Origin of the sequence: Kitasatospora sp. GP30 (assembly GCF_029892145.1) — a bacterium.
GTDB classification, from domain to species: Bacteria; Actinomycetota; Actinomycetes; order Streptomycetales; family Streptomycetaceae; genus Kitasatospora; species Kitasatospora acidiphila.
Genome location: NZ_JARZAH010000012.1, coordinates 35191 through 56192, shown reverse-complemented (window position 1 = coordinate 56192; position 21002 = coordinate 35191). Strand labels below are relative to the sequence as shown.

The 21002-nt window shown below is 72.0% G+C and carries 17 protein-coding genes and 1 pseudogene; 14 read left to right on the top strand and 4 right to left on the bottom strand.

The genetic code is table 11. The features are described from left to right. Positions 1–1066 precede the first annotated feature (1066 nt). The 11 genes and pseudogenes from P3T35_RS19245 (at position 1067) to P3T35_RS19195 (ending at position 10600) form a co-directional block, all read left to right on the top strand. On the top strand, positions 1067–2194 hold the full coding sequence (locus P3T35_RS19245; protein ID WP_180356309.1) for a hypothetical protein: 1128 nt from the start codon (positions 1067–1069) through the stop codon (positions 2192–2194). 66 nt (positions 2195–2260) lie between these two features. Then, entirely contained in the window at positions 2261–2686 is a 426-nt protein-coding gene (locus P3T35_RS19240) for a phage tail protein (RefSeq protein WP_101378843.1), read from the top strand. Between the two features lie 65 nt (positions 2687–2751). Continuing rightward, a complete protein-coding gene (locus tag P3T35_RS19235) occupies positions 2752–3474 on the top strand; it encodes a LysM peptidoglycan-binding domain-containing protein (protein ID WP_101378842.1) in 723 nt (240 codons plus the stop codon). Continuing rightward, complete coding sequence (locus tag P3T35_RS19230; protein WP_101378841.1) at positions 3471–5237, top strand: VgrG-related protein; 1767 nt, start codon at positions 3471–3473, stop codon at positions 5235–5237. Before P3T35_RS19235 ends, P3T35_RS19230 begins: the two co-directional genes overlap by 4 nt. 129 nt (positions 5238–5366) lie before the next feature. After that, positions 5367–5678 (top strand): PAAR domain-containing protein, encoded by a 312-nt coding sequence (locus P3T35_RS19225; protein WP_101378840.1) that lies wholly within the window; start codon positions 5367–5369, stop codon positions 5676–5678. Next, positions 5675–6103, top strand: a complete 429-nt coding sequence (locus P3T35_RS19220) for a GPW/gp25 family protein (protein ID WP_101378839.1) — start codon at positions 5675–5677, stop codon at positions 6101–6103. The genes P3T35_RS19225 and P3T35_RS19220 overlap by 4 nt, the downstream gene beginning before the upstream one ends. Further along, positions 6103–8055 carry a putative baseplate assembly protein gene (locus P3T35_RS19215; protein WP_101378838.1) on the top strand — a complete coding sequence of 651 codons (1953 nt, stop codon included), beginning with the start codon at positions 6103–6105 and terminating at the stop codon, positions 8053–8055. The genes P3T35_RS19220 and P3T35_RS19215 overlap by 1 nt, the downstream gene beginning before the upstream one ends. Next, positions 8052–8624, top strand: a complete 573-nt coding sequence (locus tag P3T35_RS19210; protein WP_101378837.1) for a phage tail protein — start codon at positions 8052–8054, stop codon at positions 8622–8624. Before P3T35_RS19215 ends, P3T35_RS19210 begins: the two co-directional genes overlap by 4 nt. 3 nt (positions 8625–8627) lie before the next feature. After that, positions 8628–8693, top strand: a pseudogene (locus P3T35_RS19205) (zinc-ribbon domain-containing protein); the annotation flags it as partial. 876 nt (positions 8694–9569) lie between these two features. After that, the gene (locus tag P3T35_RS19200) at positions 9570–10337 is read left to right on the top strand and encodes a zinc-ribbon domain-containing protein (RefSeq protein ID WP_101384807.1); all 768 of its coding nucleotides are present in this window, start codon (positions 9570–9572) and stop codon (positions 10335–10337) included. 125 nt (positions 10338–10462) lie between these two features. Further along, entirely contained in the window at positions 10463–10600 is a 138-nt protein-coding gene (locus P3T35_RS19195) for a hypothetical protein (RefSeq protein ID WP_180356213.1), read from the top strand. 61 nt (positions 10601–10661) lie between these two features. Here P3T35_RS19195 and P3T35_RS19190 read toward each other — a convergent pair whose 3' ends face one another. Beyond that, positions 10662–11264, bottom strand: a complete 603-nt coding sequence (locus P3T35_RS19190; protein WP_101378836.1) for a hypothetical protein — start codon at positions 11262–11264, stop codon at positions 10662–10664. A 154-nt stretch (positions 11265–11418) separates the two neighbouring features. On the opposite strand from P3T35_RS19190, the gene P3T35_RS19185 reads away from it, so the two are divergent. Continuing rightward, the gene (locus P3T35_RS19185) at positions 11419–12879 is read left to right on the top strand and encodes a CHAD domain-containing protein (RefSeq protein WP_143676727.1); all 1461 of its coding nucleotides are present in this window, start codon (positions 11419–11421) and stop codon (positions 12877–12879) included. Between the two features lie 23 nt (positions 12880–12902). Then, positions 12903–13697, top strand: a complete 795-nt coding sequence (locus P3T35_RS19180) for a barstar family protein (RefSeq protein ID WP_101378834.1) — start codon at positions 12903–12905, stop codon at positions 13695–13697. An 82-nt stretch (positions 13698–13779) separates the two neighbouring features. Here P3T35_RS19180 and P3T35_RS19175 read toward each other — a convergent pair whose 3' ends face one another. Together P3T35_RS19175 and P3T35_RS19170 are read right to left on the bottom strand one after the other, a co-directional pair. Beyond that, a complete protein-coding gene (locus tag P3T35_RS19175; protein ID WP_101378833.1) occupies positions 13780–14988 on the bottom strand; it encodes an MFS transporter in 1209 nt (402 codons plus the stop codon). Further along, positions 14978–16144: a serine/threonine-protein kinase gene (locus P3T35_RS19170; RefSeq protein WP_107503381.1), complete on the bottom strand. Its 1167-nt coding sequence runs from the start codon at positions 16142–16144 to the stop codon at positions 14978–14980. Before P3T35_RS19170 ends, P3T35_RS19175 begins: the two co-directional genes overlap by 11 nt. A 34-nt stretch (positions 16145–16178) precedes the next feature. On the opposite strand from P3T35_RS19170, the gene P3T35_RS19165 reads away from it, so the two are divergent. Then, the gene (locus tag P3T35_RS19165; protein ID WP_143676726.1) at positions 16179–16829 is read left to right on the top strand and encodes a hypothetical protein; all 651 of its coding nucleotides are present in this window, start codon (positions 16179–16181) and stop codon (positions 16827–16829) included. A 55-nt stretch (positions 16830–16884) separates the two neighbouring features. On the opposite strand, the gene P3T35_RS19160 is transcribed toward P3T35_RS19165, so the two are convergent. Beyond that, the gene (locus tag P3T35_RS19160) at positions 16885–20946 is read right to left on the bottom strand and encodes an AAA family ATPase (RefSeq protein WP_280706978.1); all 4062 of its coding nucleotides are present in this window, start codon (positions 20944–20946) and stop codon (positions 16885–16887) included. Positions 20947–21002: the final 56 nt, after the last annotated feature.

Below are 21002 nucleotides of genomic sequence, written 5' to 3'. Positions count from 1 at the left end.
GGCGACCTCGCCGATGCCGATCGTGCCCAGGCCCGCCCAGGCGGCGGCTGGGGGAGTGGGTGGCGCCGAGGGGCAGGGTTCTGCCTCGCCGGCGGGCCGACCGGAGCGGGAGACCCGCGATGCGGCGCAGGTGCAGCGTGCGTCGCGCGGTGGTGGCGGTCCGTCCCGCCGGGAGTCGGCCGGATCGGTGCCGTCCGGCGGTGTGTCCGGAGGCGCCGGTGTCAGCTCGGTACAGCGGGCGCCGCGTTCTTCCGGGGCGTCGGCCGCCGGTGTGGAGAGCGGCAGGCGTGCCAGCGGCTCGGGCGGGTCGGTCCCGTCCGGCTCCGCGTCGGGTGGTGCGGCGGGTGGAAGTGGCAGCAGTAGTCGTGGGAGTGGCTTGGGTGGGCCGGCTCAGTCCGGCTCCGGGGTCGGCGGTGCGGCGTACGTACAGCGGGCGTCCGGTGAGAGGGGTGCGGGTTCCACTGGTGTGCCTTCGGCTGGAGCGGGCAGTGACAGCCGTGCCGGTGGCTCTGCCAGGTCGACGCAGTCCAGCCCCGTGCCTGGGGGCGCCGCGCAGGTGCAGCGTGCGCCCGGGGCGGGCCCTGCCGGGTCGGCGTCGGGGACTGACTCCACCGACCCGCGGACGCGTGGCGGACTGGGAGCCCCACTGAGTGCGCTGCCGCCGAGCGCCGCGGTGTCGAGCGGCGCCGCCCCGCTGCTTGGCGGGGGTGGGATCGCTCGGCGGATCACGAGCGCTGGGGCGAGGAGTGGCACGGGTGGTGGGAGCGGATCGGCCTCCGTGCCCGCGCCGGTGCAGTCGGCCGCGTCGCCCGAGCTGGTGCTGCGCAGCGAGGGCACGCCCCGCGAGGCTGCCTCGACGCTGGACGCGGCAGTCGTTCAGCGCGCCGGCGACGGCCGTCCGGTCCGTCGCGCACGAGGCGGCATCAGCGCGCCAACAGATACTGAGGCGGTTCAAGTCGAGTTGCCGAATGCTGTGCAGGGTGCTGACCGCTCCCAGGGTGGTGCGGTGTCGGCCGACGGTAGGCCCGTCGCGCCGTCGCGCCCGTCGATCGGCGTCCTGGGCGCGATGCCCACCGTTCGGCTGAGCAACTCCGCCCAGGGTGTCGGTGGCGCCGTGCAGCGCGCGGTCGAGCCCATCCAGCGCACCCGGGCGCTGCTCGGCGAGCGCCGCCCGGGGTTCACGCTCGCCACGCCGGCGATCGTCCCCGCACCGGCCGCCGGCGGGGCGGCGAAGCCGGCCGTACCGGTGGTCAGGGCGGCATGGCCGCAGCGCCAGGCGACGAGTACCGAGGCTTCGGCGGCCGAGAAGCCGGCGGTGCAGCGGAGTTCGCGAGGCCCGGTCTCCGCTGCCCTGCGCCCCTCATCGCATGAGTCGGAACGCCGTGGCGGCACCTCGTACTCGGCGCCGTCCGCGCGTCCGATGGGTGCGGCCCCGAGCGCGGCCTCATCGCCGTTTCGTGGTGTGAGCCGTGGCCCGCAGTCGTCGGCCCCCACCGGGGACCGTGGTGCGGCGTCATCGGCGACCCCAGGCGGCGGCGCGCCCAACCTGGCCGTCCAGCGCTCCGCACCCGGTACCCAACTCCCGGCCCAGCCGGTCCAGTCGGCCGAGCAGCCCGGTTACCCCGGCGCCCCTGGCCCGCGTACCTCCGCGCCCGCCCCCGTCGTCCCCCTGGTGCGCCTCGCCCCGCCGTCCAGCCCGGAGTCCCCGACGAGCCTCCAGCGCCTGCCGGTTGGGGCCCGCCCCACTCCGCCACCCGTTACCCAGCCGTCAACCAGCGCCCCGTGGACCCCCGCCACCCTCACAGGTTCACCGACCCGATCACTCTCGCCCTCCTCACCGCAGCCGCGACCGTCGTCCGCCACGGCCCAGGTCCTGCAGCGCGTGGCCCAGCAAACCGGCCTGGTCGGAGTGCCGTTGACCGCTGTCCCGGCCCGCACGCCTACCGTCCCGCGGTCCGCGCCCGCGTCCGCGTCCGTGCAACGCAGCGCCGGCACCACGCCCTCGCCCGCTGCTCCAGCATCGATCACCGTCTCACGCGCCCCCGCCGCCGCACCCCCGGCAAAGCCCGCACCCACCGTCCCCGATGTCGACGAGCTGGCCCGGCGCCTGGTCGAACCCGTCGGCCGGCTGCTGCGCGCCGAGCTGCGCAGGGGGAGGGAGCGCGCCGGACGGCCCTATGACAGTGGTCGCTGACCAGGCCTGAAACCACACCGCCCGCTCGCCAACGGGCAAGGCAAGCAACCGAAGTACGGAACAGGGATGACCGACAACATCTTCGCATCGAGCATCTTCTTCAGGCTCACCATCGGTGGCAACGACCTGGGGGAGTTCGCGACGTGCTCGGGGCTCGGCGCCCAGGTCGAGATCGAGCAGTACCAGGAGGGCGGCAACAACGGTTTCGCCTACCAACTGCCGGGCCGCATCACCTGGTCGAACATCACCCTGACCCGCGCGGTCACCAAGGACACCACCAAGATCGCGCGCTGGTTGGACGAGATCATCCGGCGGGTGCAGCCCAAGGACGGCGAGATCGTGGCGCTGCAGCCGGACGGCACGCCCATCGTCAGCTGGCAGGTGCTCGGCATCGTCCCGGTCCGCTGGGAGGGGCCGACGTTCGACCCGAACAGCTCCCAACCCGGCCTGGAGACCCTGGAGATCGCCCACGTGGGCCTGCGCCCGTCCTGACCCGAGCCCCGCCCGCTCGGCCCCCCAACCCCCGTCCACCGCAACCCGATCGGAGAAGCGACAGGATGTCCTCAGCGGTCCCCGCGAGCGTCACCCGGGCCCAACTGACCATCATGGAGCCCCCGTCGACGGTCGGTGGCCAGCCCGGTGGGGCGTTGGCCACGCTGCAGCTCCAGTTCAACCCGGCTACCCTCAGCCTGAGCAAGTCCACCGAGTGGCGCCGCACGCCCTCCCGGATGGCGGGCGAGTCCGCGCTGCCCGAATTCGTCGGCGCCGGACCGCGTTCGCTCTCGCTGGAGGTGTTCCTCGACGCGACGGCCACCCACGACGACTCGGTGGAGGAGGCCGTGGAGAAGCTGATGAAGGGCTGCGTTCCCACTCCGAGCAGCCTGGACCGCAAGAAGCCGTCGAGCCCGTGGGTCCGGCTGGACTGGGGCACCTCGCGGACCACGTCGTTCAACGGGGTGATGGCCGCGCTCTCCGTCAACTACACGCTCTTCGACGTCGATGGCCACCCGCTGCGGGCCACCTGTTCGCTCACCATCGAGGAGGCCAGCGTCGACCCGGCGGGCCAGAACCCGACCTCCGGTTCCGTGGAGGCCCGCAGCATCCACCGGGTGATCACGGGCGACACCCTGCCGATGCTCGCCTGGCGCGAGTACGGCGATGCGACGGCCTGGCGCACCATCGCCGAGGCCAATGACATCGACGATCCGATGGTGCTGACGCCGGGTATGGAACTGATCGTGCCGGGAATCGACGAGTCGTCGGAGGGGGTGCGCTCATGACGACGCCGGAAGCGCGCAGCGGCCGCTCGTTCGCCGCGGATCCGATCGTCTCGGCGCCCGGTCCGCTGCCGCCGGCCTGGGTGAAGCAGTTGGTGTCCTGCGAGATCGACCAGAGTGTCGGGCTGCCCGACACCGTCGTGCTGTCGTACCGCGACGCGAACCACACCTTCCTCAGCGACACCGGGATCACCATCGGGGCTCAGCTCCAGGTATCCGTGGTCACCGTCCAAGGGAACACCCAGGTAAAGCTGTTCAGCGGCGAGGTGACCGCACTGGAGCTGGACGTGGACGGCACGGGCTCCTACACCGTGGTGCGGGCCGCCGCACTCACCCACCGCCTGATGCGCGGGCGCCGGGTGAAGGCCTACCGCAACATGACGACCACGGACATCGTGCAACAGGTCGCCGCGGGTGCCGGGTTGAGCCTCGGCCGGGTGGACTCGTTCTCCGTCGTCCACCAGCAGCTCTCCCAAGCGAACGTCTCGGACTGGGAGTTCCTCCAGTACCTGGCACAGGAGAGCGGTGCGCTGCTGCGCGTCGACGAGACCGGGCTGCTGGAGTTCGTCAAGCCCGAGCCGGCCTCCTCGGCGCCGGCGCCGTCCACCCCGGCGCCGCAGAGCCCGATGGTGCTGGAGTACGGCCGCAACCTGATGGCGCTGCGCGGGGTGCTGACCGGCGCGGGCGGTGCGAACACGGTCGAGGTGCGCGGCTGGAACGTCGCCACCAAGAACGCCCTGGTCGCCACCGAGCCGTCGGTGACCAGCCAGACCGTGCAGCCCGGCCTGAGTCCCACCATCGGGGCCACCGGCTCAGCGAAGCTGACCGTCACCGATACTCCGTACCGGACGCAGGCGGAGACCACCAGCACGGCCGAGTCGGTCGCCGCCTCGGTCGCGGCCGGATTCGGCGAGTTGGAGGCGGTCGTCGAGGGCAACCCGCAGCTGCGGGCCGGGACCCCGGTCGCCCTGGGCAACGTCGGTCCCGCCTTCTCCGGCCGCTACACCGCGACCGCGGTGCACCACGTGCTGGAGCCCTACCGGGGTTACCGGACCACCGTGGTGGTCAGTGCGGCGCCGGACCGCTCGCTCGCCGGGCTGGTCCTCGGGGGCAACGCACCGCAGCGCGGCGCCCGGATGCCGGGACTGGCGATCGCCGTGGTCACCGACGTCCGGGAACCGGGTGACGGGCAGCGCGGCTGGGTGAAGCTCAAGTTCCCCTGGCTGGACGACACGTATGTGTCCGACTGGGTGCGTACGGTGCAGTGGGGAGGGCAGGGCGGCGGCGGGGTGTTCAGTCCGGAGGTCAACGATGAGGTGCTGGTGGGCTTCGAGCAGGGCAGCCTCGACAGCCCCTATGTGCTGGGCGGGCTCTACAACGGCGTCGACAAGCCCTCGCAGCACGAGGTGCCGCTGATCGACGCGGGCTCCGGCAAGGTCAACCGTCGTTCGCTGGTGTCCCGTTCGGGCAACCGGCTGGAACTGCTGGACGTGCCGGGCGGCCAGTCCGGGGTCCGGCTGGCCAGCGGCGACAAGAAGCTGGAGGTGCGGTTGGACGAGCAGCGCGGCGAGATCAAGCTGACCGTCTCCGGTGGCCTGGGAGGCGGGAGTTCGGTGACGCTCTCGGCTTCCGGTATCACGCTCGACGCGGGCACCGGAGAGGTGAAGGTGACCGGTGGATCGGTGACCGTCAACGGTCAGACCGCGGTCACCGTGAACGGTGGCGTGGAAGCCGTGCTCAAGGCCGATATCGTTCGCATCAACTGACGAAGCCAACCGAAGAGTCAACCGAAGAGTCAACCGACGAGCCAACCGACGAGCCAACCGAAGAGCCAACCGACGAGCCAACCGACGAAGCTAATTGACGAAGCATCAAGTCGACGAAGGAGAGCGAGAATGCCCCCCGCAGCCCGCATGGGCGACGCCACCGACCACGCCGGTGTCATCACCACCCCACCACCAGGAGCCATCGGGGTGGATACCGTGCTGATCGGCGGTCGGCCGGCCGCCGTGACCGGCAGCCTGCACGCGTGCGTCCCGCATGTGGAACTCGGGCCCGCCAACGTCGTCATGCCCAGTCTCGGGTCGGTGACCGGGGGAATGGTGCTGATCGGTGGACTGCCGGCCGCGAAGATGGGGGACGACACGGCCTGCGGGGCCAAGATCGTGGAGGGCGCGTTCAACGTGCTGATCGGAGGCGCACTGTGAACGGCGCCTTCATCGGCCGGGGTTGGGCCTTCCCGCTGCGGGTGAACGCCACCGGCGGTATCGGCATGGTGGATCGGGACCGCGAGATCGCGGAGGCCATCCGGCTGATCCTCGGCACGGCGCCAGGCGAGCGCCCGATGCGGCCCGAATTCGGCTGCGGCATCCACGAGTACGTGTTCGCACCGGGCGACGGCACCACGGCCGGCCGGATCGCCCGCGAGGTGCGCACCGCGCTGGAGCGCTGGGAGCCCCGGATCGACGTCGACGACGTCGTGATCGCCTTCGACACCATCGACGAGGGCACCCTGTACATCGACGTCCACTACACCGTGCGGTCCACCAACGACCGCCGCAACCTGGTGTTCCCGTTCTACACGATCCCCGAGGGCCCGGACGGCGCGGGCCCGCAGGAGGGAGATAGCTGATGGCACTGCCCTCCCCGAACCTCGACGACCGGCGGTTCCAGCAACTCGTCGACGAGGCCAAGCGATACGTGCAACAGCGCGCACCCGAGTGGACCGACCACAATGTGTCCGACCCGGGGGTCACCCTCATCGAGACCTTCGCCTACCTGGTCGACCAGCTGCTGTACCGCCTGAACCGGGTGCCGGAGAAGAACTACTCCGCCTTCCTGGACCTGTTGGGCATCCGGCTCTTCCCGCCGGCGGCGGCCACCGCCGAGGTCGACTTCTGGCTGTCGGCGCCGCAACCCGAGACCGTGCAACTGCGCGCCGGCACCGAGGTGTCCACCGTGCGGACCGAAACCGAGGAGGCCGTGGTGTTCTCCACGGTCGACGACCTCGCCATCGTCCCCAGCTCCCTGGAGCGGCTGGTCACGGCCTCCGTCTCCGGCGAGCAGAACGACCGCACGGCGCGACTTGCCGACGGCCTGGACGTGCCGTGCTTCCAGGCGCGCCCCGAGGTCGGGGACGCCATGCTGTTCGCCCTGCCGGCGGTGGCGCCGCGATGCATCCTGATCGTCAGGCTGGACAGCCGAGTCGAGGGTGTCGGCGTCGACCCGCGGCAGCCGCCACTGGCCTGGGAGGTGTGGGACGGCGCGCGGTGGACCGCCTGCGAGATGGGCCCCGACACCACCGGCGGCCTCAACCGGCCAGGAGAAATGGTGGTGTTCGTGCCCGCCGGGCACACCGCCTCGGTGATCGCCGGGCGCCGGGCGGGCTGGCTGCGCTGCCGGGCCACTGAACCCAAGCCCGGCCAGCCGTTCTACTCGGAGTCCCCGACGATCCGCCGTGCCGAGGTGTTCACGGTCGGTGGCACCGCGACCGTCGCCCACGCCCACACCGTGACCGACGCACCGCTGGGCACCTCGGAGGGGGTTGCCGGCCAGCGCTTCCGCCTCGCCAGGCCGCCCGTGCTGCTCGACGGCGAGCCCCCGGTGGTCGAGGTCTCGGCCGGCGAGGGCTGGGAACGCTGGACGGCCGTCGAGCACTTCGGCGAGTCGGCGCCGACCGATCGGCACGTGGTGATCGACGCGACCACGGGCGAGTTCATGTTCCCGCCTGCTGTCCGCGAACCCGACGGCGGCCTGCGTGCGTTCGGCGCGGTGCCGCCCAAGGGAGCCCAACTGCGCGTGCCGCACTACCGCACGGGCGGCGGGACGGCGGGCAATGTGGCGCGGAGCACGATCTCGGTGCTGCGCAGCTCGGTGCCGTACGTGGCCAGGGTCGACAACCGCGAGGCAGCACGCGGCGGGGTCGACGGCGAGACGGTGGAGAACGCCAAACTGCGGGCCCCGCATCTGCTTCGCCTGCAGGAACGTGCCGTCACAGCCGGAGACTTCGAGATGATCGCCCGTCAGGCCGCCCCGGCCGCAGCCCGGATCAAGTGCGTGTCGGCCGTCGCCGGGGAGGCTGGTGCGGTGCGGGTGCTGGTGGTGCCCGACGCGGTCGCGGACGAGGGCGACCGCCTGCGCTTCGAGCAGCTGATCCCCTCCGAGCCGATGCTGGCCGCGATCGCCCAGGCCCTCGATGAGCGGCGGCTGATCGGCACCCGGCTGGTCGTCCAGCCCCCCAACTACCAAGGGGTGACGGTGGTTGCGCGGCTCACCACCCGGTCCCCGGACGCCGAGCGGGTGTGGGAGGCGGCGCTGGAGGCGCTGTTCCGCTACCTCAACCCGCTGCGCGGCGGCGCCGACGGCACGGGGTGGCCATTCGGCCGGGCGGTGCAGTACGGGGAGATGTTCGGGGTGCTCCAACGGGTGCCCGGCGTGGCGGTGGTGGAGGAGCTGCGGCTGTTCCCGGCGGACCCGATCACCGGGCGCCGGGGCGCACCGGCCGAGCGGGTCGACGTCGAGCCGGACGCGCTGGTCTTCTCGCACCAGCACCAGGTGGTGGTCACCGAGGGCGGTCCGTCATGACGCGTGCCGCGATACCGGGGCTGCCGAGCCGGCATCCGATCGGTGAGTTGCTACCAGGGCTCTACGCTGACGACGACCTCGCCCAGCGGTTCACCGCCGGCCTGGACACCGTCCTCGCCCCGGTCTTCGCCACCCTGGACAACCTGCCCGCCTACTTCCAACCGCACCTGGCGCCAGCGGACTTCCTCGCCTGGCTGGCCGACTGGGTGGCCATGGAGGCCGACCCGGCCTGGCCGGAGGAGGTGCGCCGCGCCGTGTTGCTGCGCGCGGTGGCGCTGCACCGGTGGCGCGGCACCGGGCGGGGGCTCCAGGAGCGGCTGCGGCTGGTGCTCGGCGTCGGTTCGGAGATCGTGGACGGGGGCGGCGTGGCCTGGTCCACCTCGCCGGGGCCGGCCCTCCCGCCCGCGCCCGCAGGGGAGTTGCTGGTGCGCGTCTGGCCCGAGCGCACCTCGGAGGTGGACGAGGAACAGGTGCTGGCGGTGGTCAGGGCGTGCTGCCCGGTCCACCTCGGCTGCCGGGTCGAGATTCTGCAAGGGCCGCCCGATTCGGCTGGCGGAGAGGAGAGTTGACGGATGCGTACCTGCCCCGAATGCGGAGCGGCCAATGAGGACGGTGACGACTTCTGCGGCAACTGCGGTGCCTACCTCGGCTGGTCGCAGTCAGCGGCCGGCCCTGAGCCGGTAGCGGAGACCAGCACACCGGCCGAGCCTGCGGCACCTGCTGCGGCGCCTGCGCCTGTGCCTGCACCTGCACCTGCACCTGCGCCTGCAGTGCCGTCCACGCCTGCTGCGCCGCCTGCGCCTGCTTCCAGCGCGCCCTCCGCACCTGCCGTGCCCTCCGCACCTGCCGTGCCCTCCGCACCTGCCGTGCCCTCCGCACCTGCCGTGCCCTCCGCACCTGCCGTGCAGTCCACGCCGACGCCGGCGCCTGCGGCGCCCGCTGCCGCACCAGAGCCCGAGCCCGCCCCGGCATCTGCCGAGCAGCCGCGAACCTCAAAGCTGGCGCGGGCCTTCAAGTCGGCGGCTGCCCTCAAGCCGCCCGGCCTGTCGGAGCTCGGGAGCCCCGTCAAGCCGCCCAGCGTCTCGGAACTGGGGAGCTCCCTCAGGACGCCCAGCGCCTCGGAACTGGGGAGTCCCGTCGAGCCGCCCAGCGTTCGGGAGGTCGTGAGCCGCCTCGAGCCGCCCAGCGTCCGGGAGCTCGGGAGTTCCTTCAGGCCGCCCAGCATCCGGGGAGTTGTGAGCCGTCTCAAGTCGGCTGGCACCTCGGAGCCCGCGAGCAGCTCCAGGCCCGCGAGCCCCCCGGAGCCGCAGCCCCCCGCGCCCGCCACAGAGCAGTCCCCTGCCCCGGAGCAGCCTGCCGCGCACCAGCAGTCCGCGGCTCCTGCCGCGCCTGCCGCGCCCCCCGCCGAGTCGCCGGGCCCCCGGGCGCCGCAAGCGGAGCCGGCGCCCACCGCACGCCGTCCCGAGCCGCCCCGTCCGCCCGAGCCCGTCCAGCGCCAGTCCGACCCCGTCGCCGTGCAGCCCGCCAAGCCCGTCGCGCCCCGCCCCGTCGTCCGCCCGTCCACGGCCGCCGACACCCAGGTCGGCCCGCCGTGTCCCAACTGCGGCACGCCCAACCGCCCCGACCGCAAGTTCTGCCGACGCTGCGCGGCCCCCCTGACCCCGTCCGTCGAAGCGACGGCCCTGCCCTGGTGGCGCACCCGCTGGCCGTTCCGCCGCAGGGTGCGGATCGGTGGCAACGGCAACGCCCTGCGCCGGATCATCATCCTGCTCCTGGTGGTGGCGCTGGTGGTCGCGGGGATCCTGCTCTACCCGCTCGGCAAGTCCGTGTTCCAGGACACCCTGGACAAGGTCCGCAAGCCGTCGGCGATCACCCCCACCGGTGTGTCCGCGAGCGCCTCGGTGGCGGACCACCCGCCGTCCCTGGCCGACGACGGCCTCACCAACACCTACTGGGGAGCGCCGAAGACCGGGGACTCGATCACCTTCACCTTCGGCTCGCCGTTCCGGCTGGTGGATCTCATCATCCACACCGGCACCTCCACCGACCCGCAGGAGTTCCAGAAGGAGGCCCGCCCGACCAGCGTGGACCTGCAGGTCACGTCGAAGGACGGCAAGGTCCACGAGCAGCAGGTGACCCTGAACGACAAGCCGGGCCCGCAGACCGTGGTGACCGGAGTCAGCGATGCGGTGCGCGTGACCCTGGTCATCCGCGACGCGGCCGGCACCGGCGCCGGACGTCATATCGCCCTGGCGGAGGTGGAGTTCTTCAAGCGCGACTGAGCGCGGCTCGCCATGGGGGAGTGGCAGGCTTCCCCATGGCGATGAGTCAACGCGCGTCACTCGACGGGTGAACGGACGGTGGCGGAACCGGGTCTACGCGGGTCCTGGTGGGCGTTGTTCCAGCGATGGAGCTTCAACTCTCTAGCGGTGTACGGGTGTTCGCCGTTACCTTCTGGCAGTACTCCGACAGCGGCACCTTCCCGGGCGACCAGGACTACTTCAACGGCGCGACCGACCGCCTGCAGGCCCTCGCCCTGGGCTGATGAACCGTCAGAAGCCAATGGCAGCACGGGGGAACCGGTCGAAGCCGGTTCCCCCGCACGGTCACGACCACTTCGCCGCGAGAGACACCACCAGGAACACCACGCCCGCCGCCAGCGCCACCCCGATCGCCCCGGTGCCTACACCGGCGACGACCTTGCGCCCCCGCGCCGCCCAGGCCGCCTGCCGCAGCCGACGACCGGCCGCCGGCGCCGCGAGCTCGACGCCGACGGGCAGCAGCTGCAGCGCACCGCTGAGCGCGGCGACCGCGAATCCGAGCAGGAATACCCAGCCCGCGATCGGCGCCACCCCGACCTGGTTCAGTTGGCCGCCGTGGTACTGCATCGGCAGTCGGTCTCCGGCCCAGTGATCGCCGGTGCTGATCGAGCCGACGGAGAGCCTGCGGCCGTCGTCCGCCTGGAAGACGCCGTGGCAGACGATGCGCCGCTGGCGCCCCGTGCCGTGCGGCTCGCAGTGGTCCACCAGGTATAGCCCCGGGGTGCCGGTCAGCCGAGCCGCGTAGGCCAGGTTGTCGCCGCCCCACCAGCCGCCCGCCGCCGCGCCCCCGCCCAGCAGGAGCACCAGCAGCAGTACGAAGGACGCCAGCCCCGGGTTGCGCGGGGGCGGCTTGCCGATGTGCGACCGGTGCTGCTGTGGCGCGCTCATCCGGGTCCCCCGTTCCAAAGCCATCCGTCGCCGCCCGCCATCCGGACGGCTGTTCGGGCATCATGCCAGGTCAGAGCCGTGAACGGCAGACCCGGGGTCACCCTCGGCGCGCGGGCGGGTGCACGGGCGGCGACGACGCGCGAAGCTTGGGACCGTGGGTACCGTCGCCGCCGTTCGACTGCGGACGTACCAGGGGCTCCCCAGCGAGCCGGTGCGCCCGCGCGGGCTGCCGCGCGTGGCCGAGGTGGTCCCCGCCGGCACGGCCGAGTCGGTGCGCCTCTGCTGGGACACCACCGACCTGCGCCTGCTGGCCCACGGCGGCGCGCTGGAACGCCGCCAGGGCGCGGCCGGCGGCGCCTGGCAGCTCACCCTGCCGGACGGCACCGAGCTCAGTGGCACCGGCGCCACCGTCCCCGCCGAGCTGCACGACCGGATCCGCTCCTACACGGGCGGCCGCCCGCTCCACCCCGTGCTGCGGATCAGCAGCCACCGCGCCCGCTCACTGCTGCGCGACCATCACGGCCGCACCCTCGCCGAGCTGGACCGCACCGAGGTGGTGGCCCAGCCGCTCGGCGGCCCCCCAGGGCCGGGACGACTGGCCGGCTGGACCCGCACCGAGGTCCGCCTGCTCCGCAGCCGGCCCCGGCTGCTCGCCGCCCTCGACGGCCGCCTGCGCGCGGACGGACTGACCGAGGTGCCCGCCACCGTGCCGCAGGCCGTGCTGGTCCACCCCGCCACCCTCAGCGCACCGGCACCGGGCAGCGCCGGCGCCGCCCTCGCCGCCTACCTGCGCCGCCAGTGCGCCCAACTGCTCGCCCTGGACGGTGCGGTGCGCCGGGACGAAGCCGATTCCGTGCACCAGATGCGGGTCTGCGCCCGGCGGCTGCGCAGCAGCCTCACGTCCTGCCGAAGCCTGCTGCGCCAGACCGGAGCTGCCGACATCGCCGTCGAACTCCGTTGGCTGGGGCAGGTGTTGGGAGCCGCGCGGGATGCCGAGACTACCGGGCAACGGCTGGCCGCGGCAGCCGAACAGCTGCCACCCGAGCTCGCGTTGGACAACCCCGCGGCCGGCCTGGCCGAGCGGTTCCGGCAGCGGTATGCGGCGGCCCATCAAGAAGTCCGTGAAGTCCTCGACAGTGAACGGTACTTCACGCTGCTCGCAGCCGTGGAGCAGCTGGCCGCCGACCCGCCGCTGCGGCGCCGGGCCGGGCGCGGCCGCACCGAACTCGAGTGCCTGCTCCGCCGTGAGCAGCGCCGCACCGGCCACCGACTGAACCGGGCGCTGGCGCTGGACGAGGGCCCGACCCGCGACGAGGCCCTGCACGCCGCCCGCAAGGCCGCCAAACGCGCCCGTTACACCGCCGAGTTGGCCGGCGCCAAACCACTGGCCCGCCGGATGCGCACGATCCAGGAGACCCTGGGCAGCTACCAGGACGCCGTGGTCGCCGAGCACCTGCTCCCCACCCTCGCCGCCGAGGCCCACGCCGCCGGCGCCAACTCGTTCTCCTACGGCCTGCTGCACGCCGCCCAGCGGCCCCTCGCCCGGTCCGCCCTGGCAGCGGCGCGGCCGGCCTGGCAGCGGGCCCGCAAGACGAAACTGTGCCGCCTCCGGTGACCTGAGCGTTCTAGGCTGGCGGCATGACGGCGAAGCGCGAGGTTCACAACTTCCTGGCCCGGGTGCGGCAGGAACCGGAGCACTGGGTGCCGGACGGGTCGCTGCGGCGGCTGGCCGGCTTGCTCACCGGTTACCAGGCCGGGCTCACCCCGTACGCGGCAGTCGGTGTACCGGAGTTCGGCCCGGATGGTGCGTTCGCCCACTGGCTCGGCCGGCAGGACGGCTACCAGAGCGCCGAGGCCGCCGACTGGGTGGCACTGATCGAGCGCGACGCCCGCCCACTGGACACCTTCTTCACCCTGGCCCAGCGCTACTGTGAAGAGCAGCCGGCCACCGGGGTGGACCTGGTCCGCCATCTGAGCCGGAACACCTTCGTCACCCTCTACCGGCGCCGCCCGCTGCTGGACGAGACCACCGCAGGGCTGCGTGCCCAGGGCTGCCGAGTGGTGCAGGTCGACACCGCCGGTTGGACCGGCCAGCACGATCTGCACCGCGAGTTGGCCGCCGCGCTGGACTTCCCCGACTACTACGGCCACAACTTCGACGCCCTGAACGACTGCCTGCGTGATGTCTTCGACGACACCGCGGCGCCGCTCGCCCTGGTCCTCACCGGTTTCGACCACTACGCCCGCACCGACCCGGAGGCCGCGCACATCCTGCTCGACATCGTCGCCGACCGGGCCCGGGTGCACGCGGTCTCCGGCTGCCACCTGCTCTGCCTGGTGCAGAGCGACGACCCGCACCTCACCCTGGAACCGGTCGGCGCGATCTCGGCGCTGTGGAACGACGCGGAGTGGCTGAACGCGAACCGGACCTGACGGCTGAGGATGTGACGGCTCCGAGTGTGACGGCTGCGGACGTGACAGCTCCCAACCCGACGGCTCCGGACGTGACGGCTGATCACCCCCGCCGCTCCGGGAACCCGTGCGCCCGGGTCGCGAGCACGATGCCCAGCGCCGGAGCGAGCAGCACCACCACCGTCCACGGCAGCGCCAGCGTCCCCAGCGCGCCGAGCAGCACCCCGCCGACCGCGCCGCCCCCGGCCATGGCACCGTTCCAGAGGGTGACCAGCATGGCCATCACGGAGTCGGCGGCCGCCCCACCGGCGTTGCCCCCAGCCGTCTGCAGCAGCGTCGGCACCCCGCCCCAGCCGAGCCCCCAGAGCGCGGCGGCCAGGTAGACCAGGGCAGTGCTGCCGCTCGACACGGCGAGCAGCGCGGCGGCGGCGCCGACCAGCAGGGTGGCGCCGATCATCAACGTCCGCAGCCGGCGGCCGATCTGGGCGCCGGTGATCGAGATGCTGACCAGTGAGGCCGCGCCGAACACCAGCAGCACCAGGCCCACCGAGTTCCCCAGGCCGAGCCGGCCGAGGAAGGGCGCGATGAAGGTGTAGAGGATGGTGTGGGCCAGCACGAAGGTGAGGGTCACGCCGAGCACCGCCGCCACCCCGGGCAGCCGCACCGCCTGCCGCATCGGCAGCCGCGCACCCGCGCGCTGCCCGGGGTGGTCCGGCACGGCCAGCAGGATCCACCCGATCAGCAGCACCGCCAGCACACTCACACTGAGGAACGCCCACCGCCAGCCGACAGCCCGCCCCAGAAACGTACCGGCGGGCACCCCGAGCGAGAGCGCCACCGGAATCCCGGCCATCGCGATGGCGATCGCCCGGCCCTGGAGCGCCTCGGGCGCCATCCGTCGCGCGTAGCCGGCCAGCAGCGACCAGGCCAGCCCGGCGGCCACCCCGGCGAGGAACCGCCCGACCATCGCCACCGGGTAGTTCAGCGCGACGGCGGTGAGGGTGTTCGCCACGGCAAAGGTCGCCATCGCGGTGAGCAGCAGCCGCCGGCGCGACCAGCCTGCGGTGGCGGCGGTCAGCGGCAGGGCGGTGAGCGCGGTGCCGATCGCGTACACGGTCACCGACTGGCCCATCGCGGACGCCCCGACCCGGAGCGAACCGCTCATCGCGGGCAGCAGCCCGGCCGGCATGACCTCGGTGAGGCAGGTGATGAAGACCGCCGTCGCCAGCGCCAACAGGCCGGCCAGCGGCAGGCGTTGGTGATCAGTGGTGACCCTTGCGGCGGTGGCGGGTGAAGCGGTGTCAGTCGTCATGCCGGATATGGTCGAACCTGACACTGGTGTGAGAATCAACCGGACCAGCTGTGGGCTGGGCCACACGCGAATCGGCGCGCCGGCGCCGCGACTGCTCCCCTCCAGCGGCGCGATTGAGCTCAGCAGCGGGAAACGGCGTCCGCTTGCTCTCGGAAAGCAGCCGGCGGTGGAAGCCGGTCAGGACAACGGCGGCCCGTGCATGGCGTTCGATGATCGCCGCGATCTCGGGCAGAACGCCATCAGGCCTTCGGCCTTCGATCCACTCCCGAAGGAACGCGTCTGGATCCATACCGCCCCGAACGCGGTTGACGAGGTGGTGGTGGATCAGATGGCTCGCGGTGTAGTGGCGGTCATACGCGAGATGGTCCGAGAGGAACTGCTCCTCGGCCGCAGAGAGTTCGAAACCCGAGCTCAGGGCCAGCCCGAAGTCCGCGAAGTAGATCAGCCGGCCGTCGGTCAGGAGGTTGCGGAAGTGGGCATCGAAGTGCACGAGCCCGCGAGAGCTCATGAACTCCGTCCCCTGCGCCAAGGCATCCGCCACCCACGAGTACGCCCGGCCGCCGTCGGTCGCCAGCCCAGCCTCCCGATGCTCGTGCAGCCACGCGCCGAGCGTCTGCGGCACGTATTCCAAGAAGAGCACCAGGCTGTAGGACGACCGGACGATGGCCTCCAACCGCTCGCGCACGGCCGGTGAGCCCTCCCAGTGCGCGACCACTCCGTCGATGCCCCCGAACTCGTCCGCGAAGCCCTCGGGCGGTGAGTCGGGCAGGACACGCCAGTGGTACATCAGCGGAAAGCCCTGGTACTCCTTCCCCAGAACCCAGTTGGTGGTCATGGTGTGTACGGCCAGCTCCCGCCAGGCCCCGAATCCAGCCGAGCCCACCCCGTACTGGTAGAACATCGGCAGTCCGAAGAGGTTAGCCGTCGACCGGACGTTCTCCGGCCGAGTCTCGACGTCCGTCAACGGCACCCTCTTGACGAACACCCGCCTCCCGTCGACGTCCAACTCTGCACACCTGCCGCCGATCCCGGCCGCGACCGCAGCAGCGGACGCCACGACATCGCTGAGTCGCCGGTCGCTCAGCAGGGACAGCCGGGTGCCCACGGTCCCGTAGACAGCGAGCCGCGCGGCGTACGTGGAATCGGGGTGGCCCATCGCCGGCTCCTCAGTGCCCCGAACCAGGGCGTCAATGATCGTCATGGCCACGGATACCAGGCCGCCGGTGGTCTATCTCAGGGCCTTTTCGGCCGACGAGGTCGCCGCGCGGCCGGGCAGGGTACGTGCTGTGATGGCGCGCACCGAAGAGGAACAGCTTGGGCGGGCATTCGAGGTCATCGGACCGTTTGTGGCCGTCGGCCGGCCCGGGGAGACCTTGCCGCCCGTTGGAGCAGCCCGTCTCTACATGCCGGATAACGGCTGGGACCAGGCCGTGCTGGAACTGGTGCGGGAGGCAGGATTGATACTGCTGGGTGCGGGGACCAGTGCCGGTATCCGGTGGGAGATCGAACAGGTCACCGCGATGGTCCCACCTGAGAAGATCGTCATAGTCGTGCCTTTCGGTAAGCGGGGGTACGAAGAGTTCCGGTCGACGGCAGGCGGGTACTTTCCGCGCGGTCTGCCAGCGTGGGGCGAGGGGCCTGCACGCACCCGCCTGGGGCTGCGCGCGGCCGTGTACTTCGGGCTGGACTGGACACCGCATTTCGAGCGCTTCGACACGCGGGTCCGCGCGACGGTGGAGGGGAGTTGCTTCCGGTGCCTGCTCAATGTGTACCGGCAGAACGGTATCCAGCTACCTGGCACGTTCCCGGTGGCTGTCGACGAGCGGGCCGTAGACGGCTGATCGCACTCGCTCCGCGGCGGCTCCGGTGGCCCGCTCGTTCCAGCGGCGTGATCCGCTACCAGGGGCCCGACCATCCCTCCGCTTCGGTGATGACGACGAGACCGCCGTCGCCGACACAGGCGATGAGCGGTTCACGAGGGTGAACGCTGAGCGCGTGCACACGGCCGGAAACGGGGAGGCGGGCAAGAGTGCGGCCGGTCGTGCGTGCTGAGAGGACCAGGAAGCCGTCGTTCCCGGCGCTGATGATGATGCTTCCCGATGGCGAGACCGCCAGTGCGTTCACCACCCCGCGGTGGACTTCGCGGTACCACACGGGTGCGTTCGCGCTGCTGGACCAGTGCGCCAGCGATCCGTCCGAGCCGCCGGAGACCACCGAGTCGGGCCCCGCCCAGCGGAGGGCGGTCACCGGTGAGCCCGGGTGGCGTCCCAACGGCGTGCGAGCCCAGCCGGTGTCGAGCCCGGTGAGCTCGATGTGACCGTCGGCGTCTGCGACGGCCACCGTGTTGCCGGCCCCAAGAGCGAGGACGGTGACCGCTGCCGAGTGCTGCTGCGCAGCGGTGACCGGAACACCCGTGCGAGGGTCCCAGAGGTGGAGCAGCCCGCGGTCGCCACCCGAGGCCACGAAGGCACCATCCGTCGCGGCCGCACACGCCCGCACCGGTGCGCCATCCCCGGCGAACCGCTGGAGTTTGACGGAGCGACAGACGTCCCACACCTGGCACGATCCGTCGAACCCGCCGGTGACGACCAGGCCACCGGTGAGCGGTGCCAGGCCCCAGACCTGTGCCCCGTGCTCGCCGACAGCCACGGCAGCCGGCATCGGCCCGGCAGCTGAGGACGGGAGTTCGGCCCGCAGTACCGCACCGTCGTCACCGGCGGCGAGGACGATCTGCCCGCCGCCGGCCGACACGTCGTCGTACAGCATGAGGACGGTCGAGCCCGGGTGTTCGACGGCCGGGCCCACCTCCTGACCGGTGGCGGTCTCCCAGCGCCTGACCGTGCCGTCGACCGAGGCTGTCACCAGCAGCGCGCCGTCGCGGCTGAACGAGCACTGCTGCACGAGGCCGTCGTGCCCGCCGAGGCGCGAACCGCGGGCTGCCGCGACGTCCCAGACGCACGCCGTGCCGTCTCCGCTCACCGAGGCCAGGACCCGCCCGTCCGGGGACAGGGCGGCTCCCACGGACGTCGTGGTGTGGGCGTTCAGTACCGCCGAGAGGTGCAGCCCCGGCAGTGCCCAGAGATGGACCTGTCCGCTGTCCGTGGGTGTGGCGAGCAAGGAGCCATCGGCGCTGAGCGCACAGTCCACGACGGACGAGGACAACCGATGCTCCTGGAGCCGGCGCCGGGTGGTCAGATCCCAGAGGACGACGCGCCCCTCCAGCCCGTAGGGGTCGGCCGTGCCGACGGTGACGAGCGAGCGGCTGTCCGGCCCGAGGGCGACCCCGGCCAAGGGTTCCCCAGTGCCACAGACCAGTTCGGCAACGGGCCCCGAGCCGTCCGTGCGGCGGACGTAGGCCACTCCCTCCCTGCCTCCGTAGGCCACCATCTCTCCCGTGGGGCTGACGGCACCACAGGTCAACTGCTCGGGCGCTGGCAGCTCACCCTCAGGGTTCAGCTCCGGCAGACTCCAGCGCCGAATCCACCCGTCGGTGCCGAAGGTCAGCACCGCGCTGCCGTCGGGAAGAACAGCACAGGCGGTGCAAGCGGGATCATGCGCGGTCCGCCAGGCAACCTGCCGACCGGTACGAACCTCCCACACGTGTACCGCACCGGCCGGATTACCGGTCGTGGCGATGACGAACCTCCCATCCGGTGTGGCAGCACAGGACTGCGGAACGACGGACATACCGGTGAGGGTCCGCACGCGGCGACCTGTTGCGAACTCCCAGAGGCCGACGCTCCGCTGCTCATCCGCGATGGCCAGCAGCCCGGTGCGGGGCACGAACGCGCAGGCGAGCAACCGGCGCTTGTCGGAGCCATCGCTCATGCGGCGGATCAGCGACTCGGACTCGGGTGGGCGAGTGCGTGACCGCAGGACCAGGGAAGTTCCCGCTCCGGTCCGCCGACGAGCCTCGGCGCGAACGAGCTCCGCCAGATCGGGCTCCCACTGGAGCCGGTTGGCCACTTGCTGCCAGGCGAGTTCCGGGTTGGCGGCCAGGGTGTGGGCCTCCAACCGCATTGCCCTGGCGAACTGCTCCAGGACTCTGCCATGGACCGCCGTCTTCCCTGCGCCGGTGGTGCTGGGCCCAGCGCCGCCCGGTGCGCGGTCCTGGTCGTCCACGGCCCCCTGCGGCCATACGCGCAACGCCAGTTCGTAGTCGTCCTGGAGCGCGTAGATGCCGGTATGGGACCTCGTTCCCTGGCCTTGCCCGCTCTCCACGCCCACCGCCGTGAGCTTCCGCTCCAGGAAGCCCAAGTCCGTGAGGGTGGCATACAGCTCGTCCCATGAGCTGGACAGCGCTTGGTGGTAAGGGAGTTCAGCCAGCTTTCGGGTATTCGGCGCCACCTGCGCGCCACCTGTCATGTCCACCGGCTGCGCCCCGAAGTAGCGTGCGAGGCGCCTGTGCAGCGCGGTGCTTCCGTTCTCGCCGAGATACCTGGCGCTCACCGCCTCGGTCAACTGTCGGTGATAGAAGCCGAGTAACAGCCGTCCCTCACTGCGCCGCACATTGAGGTACGGCTCCAGATCCATGCGCAACCGCGCCCACAGCACAGGCGGAAGCATGCCTCCGGTCCTGGGGGACCGGGGCATCTGCTCCGCCACCTCCCGCAACACGGACGCGTTCGCAGAGAGCAGATCCAGCAGCTCCGACTCGCTGAGTCCGTTGCGGGACACGGCCAGGAGGCTGAGAGCCTCCTGGACCAGAACGGCTCCGTGCTCCTTCTCAAGCCATTCGAGCAACCGACGTGTCATCCCGGGCACATCTGCGGTGAGCGAGCCACGAACCACCTGCGTGTACGACGCCCAGCGACGGGCCTCCCCGAACGCGAGCCGCAGCTGCAACGGATTCCCGTGCTCGGCGAAAGCCCGCAGCACCTCGTCCCGCTGCTCCGGCACCAGGGAACGCCCGGCTTCGGCGAGCCACTGGTCGAGTAGCTCCCCGCCGTCAGCCAGCCCGAGCCCAGGCAGCCGTAGCGGGATCGCCCCCGCTTCAACGGCAGCCGCAGCGGCGGAACTCCCCTCCTGGGCCGAGAGCACCACGGACACCCCGCGCGGCAGTTCGGTCGGCAACCAGCTCAGGTCGGGGGCTCCCGACAGCTGGTCCAGGGCATCGAGGACCACGACGACTCCGGGATCGGGCGGGACCGCAGCGAGCGACTCGCGCACCGCCTCGGCAGCGAAGGAGGGTCGTTCCGGCCGGCTGTCCAGCGGTCGGTCCAGGCGCGGCAGGTTCCGGCGCAGATCGTCGAGAAGGGTCCGCAGGTCAGCCGACTGCGGCGTCGCGCCGATGAAGCGAACGAGGAGAGGACACCCGCCTTCCCTGACCAGGCGATCCGCGACCTCGGCGAGCACCGCTGTCTTCCCGCTCCCAGGCTCCCCGACCAGCACGAGCGGCCGGGCGTCGTCGGAGCGCAGGTAGCCGGTGATGCGTCCGATCGTGTCCTGCCGACCGGTGAAGTGTGCTCGGCGTTCAGCTCCGAAGTCACGATGCGCCTGCTCCTCGTGATGGCGCTCCTCGCTCGTCGCCACCGCGCTCAGCTCGTCCTTGATCACCTCGGCAAGGGCCGTGTACACGTCCTCGCAGAGACGGTCGATGTGATCACTGGTAGGAAGCCCGAGCTCGGAGTTCCACGCCACGTGGTAGCCGGCGACCGGCAGGCTCTCCGCGCCGATCGCGCACAGCCGGTCGCGCAGCCGCTCCTGGGCCGCAGCCGCCTCGGGGTCCAGTTGGCCGTCAAGAACGTCCTGGTAAGGCCTGGCGGCAGCGTCATTCGGCAGCCCGTCGATCGTTCGCAGGAAGGCGAACGCCGCACCGTGCCGGGGCGTTTCACCCGCCGGGATCCCGTGCATGATCTCCTGCTCGGTGATCGATGTCCGCAGCAGGGCGAGCGCCTCCGGCTCAGCGGGATCCTGGAGCGCGGCAGCGGTGAGCGCCTTGCTCAGGGCACGCTCCACGGAATCCCACGGTGTGTCATCACCGTGGCCGCCCCGCCGCTGCGGCTGCAGCACGA